The 14,215-nt window shown below is 63.0% G+C and carries 15 protein-coding genes; 5 read left to right on the forward strand and 10 right to left on the reverse strand.

Going from position 1 to position 14,215, the window contains the following annotated elements; all coding sequences use genetic code 11:
• Positions 1-77 precede the first annotated feature (77 nt).
• Entirely contained in the window at positions 78-479 is a 402-nt protein-coding gene (locus AC0SZ7_RS12090) for a DUF2177 family protein (protein WP_475504606.1), read from the reverse strand.
• Between the two features lie 85 nt (positions 480-564).
• Positions 565-1,401: a CvfB family protein gene (locus AC0SZ7_RS12095; RefSeq protein ID WP_475504607.1), complete on the reverse strand. Its 837-nt coding sequence runs from the start codon at positions 1,399-1,401 to the stop codon at positions 565-567.
• A 317-nt stretch (positions 1,402-1,718) separates the two neighbouring features.
• Between AC0SZ7_RS12095 and AC0SZ7_RS12100 the strand changes: the two genes are divergently transcribed.
• The gene (locus AC0SZ7_RS12100) at positions 1,719-1,907 is read left to right on the forward strand and encodes a hypothetical protein (protein WP_027977102.1); all 189 of its coding nucleotides are present in this window, start codon (positions 1,719-1,721) and stop codon (positions 1,905-1,907) included.
• A gap of 168 nt (positions 1,908-2,075) precedes the next feature.
• Positions 2,076-2,801 carry a TorF family putative porin gene (locus AC0SZ7_RS12105; protein WP_475504608.1) on the forward strand — a complete coding sequence of 242 codons (726 nt, stop codon included), beginning with the start codon at positions 2,076-2,078 and terminating at the stop codon, positions 2,799-2,801.
• Between the two features lie 3 nt (positions 2,802-2,804).
• On the opposite strand, the gene aceK is transcribed toward AC0SZ7_RS12105, so the two are convergent.
• Entirely contained in the window at positions 2,805-4,526 is a 1,722-nt protein-coding gene (gene aceK / locus AC0SZ7_RS12110; protein WP_475504609.1) for a bifunctional isocitrate dehydrogenase kinase/phosphatase, read from the reverse strand.
• A 145-nt stretch (positions 4,527-4,671) separates the two neighbouring features.
• Between aceK and AC0SZ7_RS12115 the strand changes: the two genes are divergently transcribed.
• On the forward strand, positions 4,672-5,541 hold the full coding sequence (locus AC0SZ7_RS12115; RefSeq protein ID WP_475504630.1) for a DMT family transporter: 870 nt from the start codon (positions 4,672-4,674) through the stop codon (positions 5,539-5,541).
• Positions 5,542-5,671: 130 nt separating this feature from the next.
• Here AC0SZ7_RS12115 and AC0SZ7_RS12120 read toward each other — a convergent pair whose 3' ends face one another.
• From AC0SZ7_RS12120 to AC0SZ7_RS12130, 3 genes are read right to left on the reverse strand one after another with little or no spacing between them, the layout of a single operon-like run.
• The gene (locus AC0SZ7_RS12120; protein ID WP_475504610.1) at positions 5,672-6,961 is read right to left on the reverse strand and encodes an NAD(P)/FAD-dependent oxidoreductase; all 1,290 of its coding nucleotides are present in this window, start codon (positions 6,959-6,961) and stop codon (positions 5,672-5,674) included.
• A 20-nt stretch (positions 6,962-6,981) separates the two neighbouring features.
• Complete coding sequence (locus tag AC0SZ7_RS12125) at positions 6,982-8,070, reverse strand: polyamine ABC transporter substrate-binding protein (protein ID WP_475504611.1); 1,089 nt, start codon at positions 8,068-8,070, stop codon at positions 6,982-6,984.
• 40 nt (positions 8,071-8,110) lie between these two features.
• Positions 8,111-9,469: a glutamine synthetase family protein gene (locus tag AC0SZ7_RS12130; RefSeq protein WP_475504612.1), complete on the reverse strand. Its 1,359-nt coding sequence runs from the start codon at positions 9,467-9,469 to the stop codon at positions 8,111-8,113.
• Between the two features lie 181 nt (positions 9,470-9,650).
• Between AC0SZ7_RS12130 and AC0SZ7_RS12135 the strand changes: the two genes are divergently transcribed.
• On the forward strand, positions 9,651-10,553 hold the full coding sequence (locus AC0SZ7_RS12135; RefSeq protein WP_475504613.1) for a helix-turn-helix domain-containing protein: 903 nt from the start codon (positions 9,651-9,653) through the stop codon (positions 10,551-10,553).
• A gap of 4 nt (positions 10,554-10,557) precedes the next feature.
• On the opposite strand, the gene AC0SZ7_RS12140 is transcribed toward AC0SZ7_RS12135, so the two are convergent.
• Together AC0SZ7_RS12140 and AC0SZ7_RS12145 are read right to left on the reverse strand one after the other, a co-directional pair.
• On the reverse strand, positions 10,558-11,418 hold the full coding sequence (locus AC0SZ7_RS12140) for a DMT family transporter (protein WP_475504614.1): 861 nt from the start codon (positions 11,416-11,418) through the stop codon (positions 10,558-10,560).
• Positions 11,419-11,757: 339 nt separating this feature from the next.
• The gene (locus tag AC0SZ7_RS12145) at positions 11,758-12,423 is read right to left on the reverse strand and encodes an alpha/beta hydrolase (RefSeq protein WP_475504615.1); all 666 of its coding nucleotides are present in this window, start codon (positions 12,421-12,423) and stop codon (positions 11,758-11,760) included.
• A gap of 135 nt (positions 12,424-12,558) precedes the next feature.
• Between AC0SZ7_RS12145 and AC0SZ7_RS12150 the strand changes: the two genes are divergently transcribed.
• Positions 12,559-12,963 carry a GlcG/HbpS family heme-binding protein gene (locus AC0SZ7_RS12150; protein ID WP_475504616.1) on the forward strand — a complete coding sequence of 135 codons (405 nt, stop codon included), beginning with the start codon at positions 12,559-12,561 and terminating at the stop codon, positions 12,961-12,963.
• Between the two features lie 37 nt (positions 12,964-13,000).
• On the opposite strand, the gene AC0SZ7_RS12155 is transcribed toward AC0SZ7_RS12150, so the two are convergent.
• Both AC0SZ7_RS12155 and AC0SZ7_RS12160 read right to left on the reverse strand, forming a co-directional pair.
• Positions 13,001-13,939: an aspartyl/asparaginyl beta-hydroxylase domain-containing protein gene (locus tag AC0SZ7_RS12155; protein WP_475504617.1), complete on the reverse strand. Its 939-nt coding sequence runs from the start codon at positions 13,937-13,939 to the stop codon at positions 13,001-13,003.
• A 78-nt stretch (positions 13,940-14,017) separates the two neighbouring features.
• A partial coding sequence (locus AC0SZ7_RS12160) for a hypothetical protein (protein ID WP_475504618.1) occupies positions 14,018-14,215 on the reverse strand: 198 nt, incomplete at its 5' end.

The following is a 14,215-nucleotide window of genomic DNA, read 5'->3' on the forward strand; positions in this document are numbered from 1 at the left end:
TCTTCCGATGCGCCGCCCCGGGGGGCGCTGCGCCCTGGAATTTGCCCGGCCCCCCCCCCCCCCCCCCGCGTCCAGCTTCACGCCCACCTGCTGGTTGCCCACACCCCAACGGCCGCCGCCAGTGCCGACACCACGATGCCCCAGAAGATATCGATGAACACCAGCAATGGCGGCCAGCCCACCAGGGTTGCCCAGTTGGTGAGGTCGTAGGTGCCGTAGGCAATCAACCCCAGCATCGCCCCCAGCCCCAGGCCGCGCCAGACGCTGCCCGCATTCATCCCCGGCCACACCGCAAACACCAATACGCCCAGCGCATACAGCAGGTAGAACGCTGCCGCCGGCCCGAGCAAGGGCTTCTCGCGCATCAGCGAGCCGAGCATCTGTTTGTAGGTGGGGCTCATGAACACGCCCAGCCAGAGGGCGTCGAGTACAAGAATGACCAGGAGGGTGCTGACATAGGCGATCAGGGCTTTTTTCATCGGTACACTGCCTCGAAAGGGGTTCGTACAGTGTAGGCCCAAGCCCGGCGCGAAAAGTTCACGCCGGGTGTCTAGCTCAAGGGGTTCAGGTCAATTCGATGCGGTCGGCATGAATCACCAGCTTGCCTTCCTTGTAGAGGGCGCCGATGGCCTTCTTGAAGTTACCCTTGCTCACGCCGAACAGGCCGCTGATGACGGCCGGGTCGCTCTTGTCGCTGACCGGCAGCACGCCGTTGTTATCACGCAACTTGCCAAGGATCTGGTTGTGCAGGCTGCTGGTCAGTTGCTCACCGATGGGCTGCAGGCTGAGGGCAATCTTGCCATCGCTGCGCAGTTCCTTGATGAAGCCTTTTTCCTGTTTGCCCGAACGCAGGAACTTGAACACTTCGTTCTTGTGAATCAGGCCCCAGTGCTTGTTGTTGATGATGGCCTTGAAACCCATGTCGGTTTCTTCGGCCACCAGCAGGTCAACTTCCTGGCCAACGCTGTAGTTGGCCGGCAGCTTGTCCAGGTAGCGGTCCAGGCGCGCGGTGGCGGTAATACGCTTGGTGCGCTTGTCCAGGTAGACGTGCACCACGCAGTAGTCGCCCTGCTTGAGCTCGCGCTTCTCTTCGGAATACGGCAGCAGCAGGTCCTTGGGCAGGCCCCAGTCCAGGAACACGCCGATGCTGTTGATTTCGACGACTTTCAGGCTGGCGAACTCGCCCACCTGAACTTTTGGCTTTTCCGTGGTGGCCAGCAACTTGTCTTCGCTGTCCAGGTACACGAACACATTCAACCAGTCTTCATCTTCGCTGGGAATGTCCTTGGGAATATAACGGTTGGGCAGCAGTATTTCGCCGTCGGCGCCACCGTCCAGATATAAACCGAAGTCCGTATGTTTAACCACTTGCAAACTGTTGTAGCGCCCGACTAAAGCCATTTCAAAAAACCCTCGTTACGTGGGCGCATTCTACCCCACTTCCCCGGCTGCCGCTGCCCCGCTGCGCCACCCCTTGATTTTCAAGGGCTTGGCGCCCCGTTCGTCAGGCCACTGGTCGCCACGCCCGGCAAGGGCAGCCACGGACCGCCATTTGCGGCGCAAACTTTTCATTTAAAACAAACGCTTAGGGCATACAAATTAAAATTAAACGCACGATTGACAAATTATTATCCAGCACTTTTCCGGCCAATATTAGCCCAGCAATTAAAGGGCCTTTGCGGTATAATCACCGGCCGTATTGAATATTGCACAGGTGAATGGCAGCCATGCGTGTTAAAGCCTCCAACAGCAAAGCCAAGCCCGCTCCGGCCGTGGAAACCAGCGAATCGATCAACGACCAGATCGCCGCCTTCCTCAAATCCGGTGGTGAGATCCAGCAGATCGCCAAGGGCGTCAGCGGCCAGACTTTCACACCGTCGCGCCACATCAGCCTGGGCAAGAAGTAACTCCCCTGAGGCTCGTGGGCATGATTGCCCACCGCCTCCGCTTCACCCTCCCCGCGTAGCCTTTCTGCCAACCGGCGCACAAAAACCTGACGAACGGCAGCTTTCCGCCTTCGTTGCCCGGTATGCTTGCCCCCTCTAGATCAAGCCTTCCAGCCCGGGAGGAGCATGATGCTCAAGCCCAGCCTGCTTCTTGCAGCCACACTGTTGGCGCCCCATTACGCCAGCGCGCAGCCTATCCAGCTGCAGCGTGACCTGGGCGACTATAACCTGCAGATCGGCACCAACCCGGCGCGCAGCATGGCCCAGGGCCTGGTGAAACCAGCCACCTCCGACACCGTGCACGGCGGCCTGGACCTGAGCAGCGACAGCGGCTGGTACGTCGGCCAGTGGTCACCCAGCATGGGCCTCAGCGCGACCACCAGCATGGAAATAGACACCTACACCGGCTTCAAGAGTTCGCTCACCCAGAGCCTGGGCTACGAGGTGGGTGTCATTCACTACACCTTCCCCGACCTTGCCACCAACGACAGCCACGAGGTGTATGCCGGCCTGACCGTGCTCAGCACCCGTTTCGGCGCTGCCTTCAGCGATGACCCCGGCCGCCACGACAGCACCCTGTTCGCCGACTTCGGCCGCGTGCCGCTGCTGGATTTCGGCGTGCGCGTGAAAGTAGGCGACCATCAACTCGACACGCCCTACACCATCGGCGACGGCAGCGAAGTGCGCGGTTTCAGCGATTGGTCAGTGCAGCTGTCGCGCGCATTCATGGGCGTGGACCTGAACCTGATCTACAGCGACTCCAGCCTGGGCGGCGCCAGCTGCGAGGCCTACTCGGGCCAGAACAGCTGGTGCGCCGGCACGTTGGTGCTGCAGGCCCAGCGCTCGTTGTTCTAACGGCTATTCGTTGTCACGCTGCTGGCGGCGGTAGGGGAACACGTCAATCACCTTGCCATCCATGATCGCGCCCTGCAGGCCCTTCCAGTAATCGGCGTCGTACAGCTCACCGTGCAACTGGCTGAATAGCTTGCGCTGGCCGGCATCGGCGAACAGGAACGGCGGAAACTCCTCCGGGAACACGTCGTGGGGCCCAATCGAATACCAGGGCTCCGACGACATTTCGTCCTCGGGAAAGCGTGATGGCGGGATGTAGCGGAAATTCACCTCGGTGAGGTAGCTGATTTCGTCATAGTCGTAGAACACCACCCGCCCGTGGCGGGTGACGCCGAAGTTCTTCAACAGCATGTCGCCAGGAAAGATGTTCGCCGCCGCCAGTTGCTTGATGGCCAGGCCGTAATCCTCCAGCGCCTCGCGCACCTGGGGTTCGTTGGCGCTTTCCAGGTACAGGTTCAGCGGCGTCATGCGCCGCTCGGTCCAGCAGTGGCGGATCAACACCGTGTCGCCTTCCAACTGCACGGTGGAGGGCGCTACTTCCAGCAGTTCAGCCAGGCATTCAGGGTCGAATTTGCTCTGGGGAAAGCGAAAATCGGCGAACTCCTGGGTATCGGCCATGCGCCCCACGCGGTCGACACTCTTCACCAGGCGGTATTTCTCGATGACCGTGTTGCGGTCGACGTTCTTCGACGGCGAGAAGCGGTCCTTGATGATCTTGAACACGGTGTTGAAGCCCGGCAGGGTAAACACCGACATGACCATGCCGCGCACCCCGGGCGCCATTATGAAGCGGTCGTCGGTCTTGGCCAGGTGGCGGATCAACGCGCGGTAGAACTCCGACTTGCCGTGCTTGTAGAAACCGATGGAGGTATACAGCTCGGCAATGTGCTTGCCCGGCAGGATACGCTTCAGAAAGCCGACGAACTCGGCCGGCACCGGCACGTCCACCATGAAATACGAGCGGGTGAAAGAGAAGATGATCGACACCTCGGCCTCGTCGGTGATCAACGCATCCACGCGAACGCCCTGCCCTTCGCGGTGCAGGAAAGGAATCGCCACCGGCCACTGCTCATCGCGGGTATACAGCCGCCCCACCAGGTAGGCGCCCTTGTTGCGGTACAGCACCGAGGAGAAAAGCTCCAGGCACAGCTCGTTGTCCTTGCACACCCAATCGGGCAGGTGCTCGCGCAAATGGCCTTCCAGCCGGCGCATATCGCCTTCAAGGTCGGCATACGGCACCTCGAAGCGGTAGTCGCGGAACACCTGCGCCAGCATACTGCCCAGCTGGCCGCAGGGCTTGTAGGTGCGCGTCTGCGGCGCGCGCTCGCCGCGCAGGCTGGGGCGGGTGGTGTGGATGAACATGCAGCCATCGGTGATCAGGTCATGGCTGAACAGGCCGCAGAAGATCGAGTTGTACCAGGTCTCGGCCAGCTCATCGTCGAAACGCAGGTCAATCAGGCTGATATAGGCACTTTTCACCAAGGGCCACAGGCTGACATCCATCAACACCGCAGCCTCGAAGCCTTCGCGCAGGTTGGCCACGGTTTGCGCCACCTTTTCCTCGTACAGGTTGATGCGCGCGGCGGAGGCCTGCTGGATGTCCTGCCAGTGGGCCTGCTCGAAACGTGCGCGGGCGCCGTCGGTGATCAGGCGAAAATGTTCGCGGTAGTCGTCGAAGCCGTCGAGGATGGTGCGGGCGATGTCGGCGGCCGGCAATTGTTGCGCCATGGATGAAGCCTCTGCGAAGGGGGCGAACCCCAAGCGTAGCAGCGGCCGCCAGGCCGCGTCACAGGGTTGCCAAGGGCCGGGCGCTCTAGGAGACTTGCCGCCCTGCCCACCGGATCGGGAGATCCCCTTGAAACCTGCCTCCCTCATGAACATGTTGCTGCTTGCCGCCGTCTGGGGTGCCAGTTTCCTGTTCATGCGCGTCATCGCCCCGGTGCTGGGTGCGTTCCCCACCGCCTTTTTCCGCGTGGCCATCGCCGCCACCGGCCTGCTGGTGATACTGGGCCTGATGCGCGTGAAGTGGGATTTCCAGGGCAAGCTCAAGACCTGCCTGCTGCTGGGCATGATCAACTCCGGCATGCCCGCCACCCTGTATTCGGTGGCCGCCCAGGTGCTGCCGGCGGGCTATTCGGCGATTTTCAACGCCACCACGCCGCTGATGGGCGTGCTGATCGGCGGCCTGTTCTTTCATGAGCGCCTCACGCCCATGAAGCTGCTGGGGGTGTTTGCCGGGCTGTTCGGCGTGGGCATCCTCACCCGCGCCGGCCCCGTGGCCTTCGACCTGCAACTGGCGCTGGGCGCGGTGTCGTGCCTGCTGGCCACCACCTGCTACGGTTTTGCCGGCTTCCTGGCGCGCCGCTGGCTGGACCAGCAAGGCGGCCTCGACCCGCGCCTGTCAGCCCTGGGCAGTATGCTGGGCGCCACGTTGCTGCTGACGCCACTGTTCGCCGCCAGCGTGGTCATTGCGCCGCCAGCCAATTGGGGCGGTTGGCAGGTGTGGGGCTCGCTGCTGGGCCTGGGCCTGGTGTGCACGGCGTTTGCCTACATCCTGTACTTCCGTTTGCTCACCGATATCGGGCCGGTGAAGTCCAGCACCGTGACCTTCATGATCCCGGCGTTCGGCGTGTTGTGGGGGGCGTTGCTGCTGGGTGAGCCGCTGTCGTGGGCGCACCTGTATGGCGGGTTGCTGATTGGATTGGCGCTGTACCTGGTCCTGAAACCCACAAAACCCCTGTAGCAGCGGCCGCAGGCCGCGTCCCGCAACGCCGCCCCCCATAAGGGATAACGCGGTGCGTCTGGACCCGGCCGGCGGGCGCAGCGCCGGGTTCTGGACGCGGCCTGCGGCCGCTGCTACGGGAGGATGGGTGTCAGCCCAGCATTTCCTTAAGGCGGTACCACGCCATGCCCAGCGCCAGCAGCGGCGAGCGCAGGGCCTTGCCGCCCGGGAAGGTCATGTGCGGCACCTTGCTGAACACGTCGAAGCCGTGGCTGTGGCCGGCATGGATGGCCTCGGCCAGCAGTTTCGCCGTCCAGTGGGTGACGTTCACCCCATGCCCGCTGTAGCCCTGGGCGTAATACACGTTGGGGTGCTGGCTGAGCCGGCCTACCTGGGGGAAGCGGTTGGCAGTGATGCCGATCATGCCGCCCCACTGGTAGTCCAGTTTCACGTTGGCCAATTGCGGGAACACCTTGAGCATCTTCGGACGCATGTAGGCGCCGATGTCCGCTGGGTCCTTGCCCGAATAGTGGCAGGCGCCGCCGAACAGCAGGCGGCGGTCGGCCGTGAGGCGGTAGTAATCGAGCCCCACTTTCTGGTCGCACAGGGCCAGGTCCTGGGGGATCAGGCTTTGCGCAACCTCGCGGCTCAACGGTTCGGTGGTGATGATGTAGCTGCCGGCCGGCAGCACCTTGCCGCTCAGGCGTGGCTCCAGGTCATCCAGGTGGGCGTTGCAACCCAGCACCAGGTGGCCGGCGCGCACCGTGCCGCCAGCGCAGCGCACCTGCACGGTGCTGCCGTGGATGATTTCCAGCGCCGGGCTGTTCTCGAAGATGCGCACGCCGTGCGCCTGGGCCAGCCGCGCTTCGGCCAGCACCAGGCGCAGCGGGTGCAGGTGCCCCGAGCCCATGTCGATGAAGCCGCCGGCGTACTGGTCGCTGGCCACTACTTCGCTCATCTGCCCTGGCCCGACGATACGGGTTGCATGGGTATAGCCGAAATCCTGCAACCAGCGCTGTTCCTCGGCGAACGCCGCGAACTGCGCTGGCGTATTGGCCAGTTCGCAGAAGCCCCAGCGCAGGTCGCAATCGATGCCGTTGGCCTCGATGCGCTCGCGCACCACCGCCACCGAGTCGATGCCGGCCTGTTGCAGGTAGCGCACGCCGTCGTTGCCCACGTAGCGGGCGAAGCCGTCCACCGCGTGGCCAATGCCACGGATCAGTTGCCCGCCGTTGCGACCACTGGCGCCCCAGCCGATTCGCCGCCCTTCCAGCAGCACCACCGACAAGCCACGCGCGGCCAGTTCAAGGGCCGTGTTGACACCGGTGAAGCCGCCGCCTATCACGCACACATCGGCAACCAGGTCCTCCCCCAGGCAGGGGTAATCAGGCATCTGGCCGGCGGTGGCGGCGTAATAGGACCGGGCATGTTCTGAATGCATCACCATCACACTTCTCGCTGTCAGCGGTTTGACTTGATGTCGGTCCAGTCGCGGGTCATCAAGCGCATGATGGCCGGCGTCGGGGCGGTGGAAATGTAGAGCTTGTCGAGCACTTCCTGCGACGGGTAAACCTCGGGGTTGGTCAGCAGGTCCTTGTCCATGTACTGGTTGGACGCAGGGTTGGGGTTGGCATAGCCAACGGTGGCGCTGACCTTGGCGATGACCTGCGGGTCGAGCAGGTTGTTGATAAAGGCGTGGGCCTCTTTCACGTCGGCCGCGTCGGCGGGAATGGCCAGCAGGTCAAACCACAGGTTGGCGCCTTCCTTGGGAATGGCGTAGGCAATGTTGATGCCGTTCTTGGCTTCCTTGGCACGGTTGGCGGCCTGGAATACGTCACCCGAGTAGCCGAAGGCCACGCAGATGTTGCCGTTGGCGAGGTCCGAGACGTACTTGGACGAATGGAAGTACGTCACGTACGGGCGCACGGCCTTGAGCTTGGCCTTGGCCTTGGCGTAGTCCTTGGGATCGTTGCTGCGCGGGTCCATGCCCATGTAGTTGAGCACTGCCGGGAACAGTTCATCGGCCGAGTCCATCATCGACACGCCGCACTTGGACAGTTTCTTCATGTTCTCGGGTTCGAACAGCACGGCCCAGGAGTCGATGTGGTCGACGCCCAGCACCTGCTTCACTTTATCCACGTTGTAGCCGATGCCGTTGGTACCCCACAGGTACGGCACCGAGTGCTCGTTGCCCGGGTCGTTCTTTTCCAGCAGGGCCATCAGTTTGGGGTCCAGGTTTTTCCAGTTCGGCAGCTGCGAGCGGTCCAGTTTCAGGAACGCCCCGGCCTTCACTTGGCGCCCCAGGAAATGGTTGGAAGGCACCACCACGTCGTAGCCGGTGTGGCCGGCCAGCAACTTGCCCTCCAGGGTTTCGTTGGAGTCGAATACGTCGTACACCACCTTGATGCCGGTCTTGGCGGTAAAGTCCGCAAGCGTCGTTTCACCAATGTAGTCGGTCCAGTTGTAGACGCTGACAGAGCCTTCGGCATGGGCGCCGGTGGCGCACAGCAGCGCCAGCGCCGCGGGTAACATGGATTTCAGTAAACGCATTCGACTCACTCCGTTGGTACTTTTCTAATGGTTTTTTTGCTTACACGCTCAACAGCAGGAATTCACGCTCCCAGGAGCTGATCACCCGCTTGAAGTTCTCATGCTCGGCGCGCTTCACCGCCACGTAGCCACGGACGAACTTTTCGCCCAGGTACTTGATCACGGTGTCACACTCTTCCATGTGGGCCAATGCGTCCTCGATGGTGATCGGCAGGCGCAGGTTGCGGCGCTCGTAGGCGCGGCCTTCCACCGGTGCGCTCGGCTCGATGTTTTCGACCATGCCCAGGTAGCCGCACAGCAGGCTGGCGGCGATGGCCAGGTATGGGTTGGCGTCAGCGCCCGGCAGGCGGTTTTCCACGCGCATGGCTTCGGGGCTGGCATCCGGCACGCGCAGGCCCACGGTACGGTTCTCTTCGCCCCACTCCACGTTCACCGGTGCCGAGGTGTCCGGCAGGAAGCGGCGGAACGAGTTGACGTTGGGTGCGAACATCGGCAGCAGCTTGGGAATGTACTTCTGCAGGCCGCCAATGTGGTTGAGGAACAGCTGGCTCTTGCTGCCGTCTTCATTGACGAAGATAGGCTTGCCGGTAGCGATGTCGATCACGCTCTGGTGCAGGTGCATGGCGCTGCCGGGCTCGTCGCCCACAGGCTTGGCCATGAAGGTGGCGGTGACGTTGTGCTTGAGCGCCGCCTCGCGCATGGTGCGCTTGAAGATGGTGATCTGGTCGGCCAGGTCCAGGGCGTCGCCGTGGCGGAAGTTGATTTCCATCTGCGCCGGGCCGTCTTCGTGGATCAGCGTGTCCAGGTCCAGGCCCTGGGCTTCACACCAGTCGTAGACGTCTTCGAACAGCGGGTCGAATTCGTTCGCGGCGTCGATGGAGAACGACTGCCGGCCGCTTTCGGCGCGGCCCGAACGGCCCAGCGGCGCGCGCAGGGGCAGGTCCGGGTCTTCGCAGCGCTGGGTCAGGTAGAACTCCATCTCGGGCGCCACGATAGGCTGCCAGCCCTTGTCGGCGTACAGCTTGAGCACTTTCTTCAAGACGTTGCGCGGCGACAGCTCGACCGGGTTGCCCTGCTTGTCGAAGGTGTCGTGGATGACGATGGCGGTGGGCTCGATGGCCCACGGGATGACGTAGATCGACGAGGGGTCCGGGCGGCAGATCATGTCGATGTCCGCCGGGTCCAGCAGGTCGTAGTAGATGTCGTCGTCGACAAAATCCCCGGTTACCGTTTGCAACAGCACGCTCTCCGGCAGGCGCATGCCGCGCTCGTGCAGGAATTTGTTGGTGGGTGCTATCTTGCCGCGGGCGATGCCGGTCAGGTCGCTGACCACACATTCAACCTCGGTAATCTTGTGATCTTTCAGCCAACTGGACAGTTGGTCGAAGGGGGCATTCATAAAGACCTCGTCGTGGATGATGTGAGCGCCGGTATTGTATGTTTTTTCCCTCATGTAAATGAGGCTTGGGGTGTCTCTTCCCCTTGGGCGCGTTCCCTTATATCTTGCGCAAGCGGCTTATAACCATCTATCCATTTTACGCACGCCGAAATGCACCATCATGGTGCACCAAGGTCATCGCATGAAAGAGCCTTTTTCGCTTAACGTCCAGGCCTTCGACACCGGCAGCTTTGCCGAGCAGATCCAGGTTACCCCCGGCTGGGTGCAGGATTACCAGCAGATGTCGCCCGGGCATTTCCGCGGCCGCATCCGCTACCTCGACCTGCAGGGCGTGGAAATTTACGAAGAAGGCATGAACACCCGCGTAGAGCAGCATTTCAGTGCGCCCCAGGGCTCGCTGGCGTTCTGCTTCGACCTGAGCGAGCAGTCGCTGTACCTGTTGAACGGCGAAAGCCGCAACATCTGGATCACCCCGGAAAACTACCGCGAGGTGGCCGTGGTGTTCGGTCCGCAGTTCGTCCGCGACCACGGCCTGGACAGCGCGCGCCTGGCGGGGCTGTTCATGGCGCCGCTGAGTTGCGGCCAGAACGCCCTGTTCACCCGCTGGCTGAGCAGCACCCTCACCCGCCTGGCCCAGGCCGAGCACGCCCCGGACCGCGAGGCACTGACCGCGCAGCTGCTGGACGACTGCCTGTTCATCCTCGACAACGCTTCGGTGGGCCTGGACGGCAGTGCGCTGCAGCGCCGCGCGGGCGAGCGGCGAATCATGAAGCGGGTGTTCGAATGGGCAGCCGACGTGCCGGATGAGACCCTGAACCTGGTAGAGCTGGCCTGCGTCGCCGAAGTGTCGCTGCGCCAGCTGCAACAGGCGTTCAAGGCCTACACCGGCATGGCGCCGGCGCAGTGGCTGCGTTTGAAGCGGCTGAACAACGCGCACCGCGAACTGCTTAAAGCCCAGGGCAGCGCCACCACGGTGGCCGAGGTGGCGATGCACTGGTCGTTCTGGCATTTGGGCCGGTTTTCCAGCAGCTACCGGGCGCTGTTCGACGAACTGCCCAGCGAGACGCTCAAGCGCAAGGGCTGAGGCCTCAGGCTTTGCGGAACACGAACACCAGCCCCAGCACAATCAAGCCCATGCCCGCCACGCTCAACAGCGCCAGGCGGTTGCCGAAGATCAGCCAGTCCATCACCGCGGTCACCGCCGGCACCAGGTAGAACAGGCTGGTGACGTTCACCAGGTTGCCGCGGGCAATCAAGCGGTACAGCAGCAAGGTGGCCAGCACGGAGATCACCAGCCCCATGTACAGCACCGGCACGTAGAACGACAGGCTGTGCTCAACATGAAACGGCTGGCTGGGCGTGAACACCGCGCACAGTAACATCCCCGCCGCGTATTGCACTGGCAGCGTACCCAACGGCTCGTGGGTGATGCGCTTCTGCATCATCGAGCCCAGCGTCATGCACAGCAGCGCCAGCACCGCGAAGAGCATGCCCAGCATGGGCATGCCGGCCACGCTGATGCTCTGGAACACCACCAGCACCAGGCCCGCGAGGCCCAGCACCAGGCCGAACAGACGACTCAGCGAATACCGGCGCTCCATCAGCACCACCGTGAGGATCGGCTGCACACCCATGACCGTGGCCATCACCCCTGGGGTGACCTTCGAGCTCAAGGCCAGGATGTAGAAGCTCTGGTAGGCGCCCAGCAGTACCAGCCCCGTGGCAAAGGCGTACCCCAGGCCCTTGCCGGTGGTGGGCAAGCGCAGCTTGAGCACGGGAATCAACAGCACCAGCGCCGTCAGCGCGATTGCGAAGCGGCACAGCAGGAAGGCAAAGGCCGAGGCGTGGGCCAGCCCCCATTTGGAGAAGATGGCAGCGCTGCTCCAAAGCAGCACGAACAGGGTCGCAGTGGCCGCCGAGGCCACGGAGTCTTTCGAGAAGGCAAACATGTATGCACCTGTCATTCGGGCCAATCAAGGCCAGCGCGGCTAAATAGCCGGGTTCAGTGTTTTGATGTGCGGGTCAGACCGCAGAAACAACGCCAGCAGGGGGTGCAACGACTGCACACACGGGCGTCTGAACGACAGGAGGGGGGTATTGACCGAGCATGGCCGGTTGCTGATCCACGCGCGGCACGCCGACAGCGTGAGCTGTGCGAGGTTTGCCGGTGGAGAAGCAGGAGGTGGCCATGGGGTGCTCGTTTGCAAGTGGTGGCCGACTATAGCAAGGGTTGGATCGCGTTGCCAGCGGACGCAGCCTTCGGCAGCTGCTACGAGCACCCCTCCGGCTTACGCCGGAATCAGTGCGTTCAACCACTCGACGAAATCCGCCACCACCGCACCGCTCAGCTCATGGCCGATGGGGTACAGCTTCAGCTCGTGGCGCACCCCCAGTTCGTTGAGGAGCTGGTCGGCGCGCTCGGCCCAGGTCACTGGCAGCTTGTTGTCGTGAATGCCATGGGCGACGAACGCTTTCAGCGCCGACAGCTCCAGCGGGCCCGCCACCTGTTGGGCGATCTCCGGCAGGATGCGGCCACTGAGCAGGCCGAAGCCCTTGAGCAGTGCCGGTGCGGTGAGCCCGCAGCTGGCGCTCATGATGCCGCCCTGGCTGAAACCTGCGACCACGGTGGGCAACGGCGGCAGTGCCTGCACCAGCGCCAGCAACTGGCGACGGCTGGCCTCGGCCTGCTCGGCGTTGATCACCGGGCCCTGCTCGCCAAACTGCACGTTGAACCAGGCAAACTGCTGCGGGCCGATGGCCAGCGGCGCCTGTACCGCCAGCACTTCAAGGTCGCCGGGCAGGTGCTCGCCCAACGCCACCATGCCGCGCTCGTTGCTACCCACCCCGTGCAGCAGCAACAGGCGCCCGCGCACCGGGCCATTGGCAGGGCTGGTGCGGTAATGGAGGTGCGAAACCGGGTCTTGTTGCAGGTCACCGAAGGTGCGAGAAGTCATCAACGTAATCCTTGAAGGCAATGGCTCTAGCCTAGGCCATGGGCGCCATTCTGATAAGTCGCCATTCATGGGACAAAGCATCCCGCCGCATGTGAAGATAACGGCAGTTGCCCCACCCAATAAAAGGACTGATCGATGCGTACCAAAGCCGTACTGGGCCACACCGAAACCACGCGTATCATGGCGGCCGCCCGTGCTGAAGCGCTGCAGAACCACTGGGCCGTGACCATCGCCATCGTCGATGACGGCGGCCACCTGCTGGCCCTGGAACGCCTGGACGGCGCCGCCTCCAGCACCGCCTACCTGGCCCCCGAGAAGGCCCGCACCTCGGCCATCAGCGGCCGTGATTCGAAGTATTACGAAGAGCTGGTGAACAACGGCCGCAACTCGTTCCTGTCGGTAGACATCATGACCTGCCTGGAAGGCGCGGTGCCGATTGTCCACGACGGCCAGGTGATCGGCGCCATTGGTGTTTCAGGGGTGAAGTCGGAGTTTGACGCGCAAATCGCCCGCGCCGGCGCCGCCGTGCTGGGCCAATAAGGCAGCAAGCCCCGGCCGAACGGCCGGGGCGCAGGGCTTAGCCGAACAGCCAGTAGCCCAAAGCAGTCAGCACCACTACCGCCAGCACTGGCCGCAGCACGCGGTAGGCCTTGGGGTTGGCGCGCTTGAATTTCTTCACCTTGCCGGCGATGCCGTCGCTGAAGCGCTTGCTCCAGGCGTAGGCCTGGTTGATGCCGCCCACGCGTTCTTCATCGACGTTCTGCGGTGCGGTGGCACGGCCCAGGAAGGCGCTGACGCTGCGGTTGACGCGGCTCATCAGGCGGCTGCTGAGCGGGCGCTCGACGTCGCAGAACAGAATGACGCGGGTGAAGTCGGTCTCGTTCTTGACCCAGTGCACGTAGGTCTCGTCGAACATCACGTCCTCGCCGTCACGCCAGGCATATTCCTGGCCATCGACGAAGATGCGGCAGGCATCGGAGTTCGGCGTCGACAGGCCCAGGTGGTAGCGCAGCGAACCTGCAAACGGGTCACGGTGCGGGTTCAGGTGGCTACCGCCGGGCAGCAGCGCGAACATCGCGCCCTTGACGTTGGGAATGCGGCTTACCAGCTCGACGGTTTTCGGGCACAGGGCCACGGCCGATGGCAGCGGCTGGTCGTACCACTTGAGGTAGAAACGCTTCCAGCCTTTCTTGAAGAACGAACCGAAGCCGGCGTCGTTGTTCTTCTCGGCGGCGCGAATGTAGCCCTCGTCGAACAGGTGCATGGCCTCTTCGCGGATGGTTTCCCAGTTGTCCTTCAGAAGGTCCAGCTCGGGGAACTTGCTGCGGTCCAGGTAAGGCTTGGACGGCACGGCGGAGAACAGGTACATCAGCGCGTTGTACGGCGCGAAGAAGGCGGAGTGGTTGACGAACTGGCGCAACACCGGCAGGCGCGCCTTGCCGCGCAAGTGCACGTAGAGGATGCTGCAGACGAACAGCATCAGCACCGCAAGCTTGACGGTGAGTGAAAGGGTCATGCAACAACTCCTTGAATGGGCAGTCCGCCATGATAAACCCTGGGAGGCCAGCTAAACAGCCGCTCCGGACGAGATTCATTATTGCGTGGCGCGCAAGGACGGGTCTTGAGGCATATCAATAGCGCGATAAACCTTGTGGGAGCTGGCTTGCCAGCGAGCTTTTTCGCCCCCGGCAACTCGTAGCAGCTGCCGCAGGCTGCGTCCGGCCGCCACACGGTGCGGCGACAGGACGCAGCCTGTGGCAGCTGCTACAAGTGAAAGATCAATGCAGGTCCA

Source organism: Pseudomonas sp. JC1203 (genome assembly GCF_056175065.1).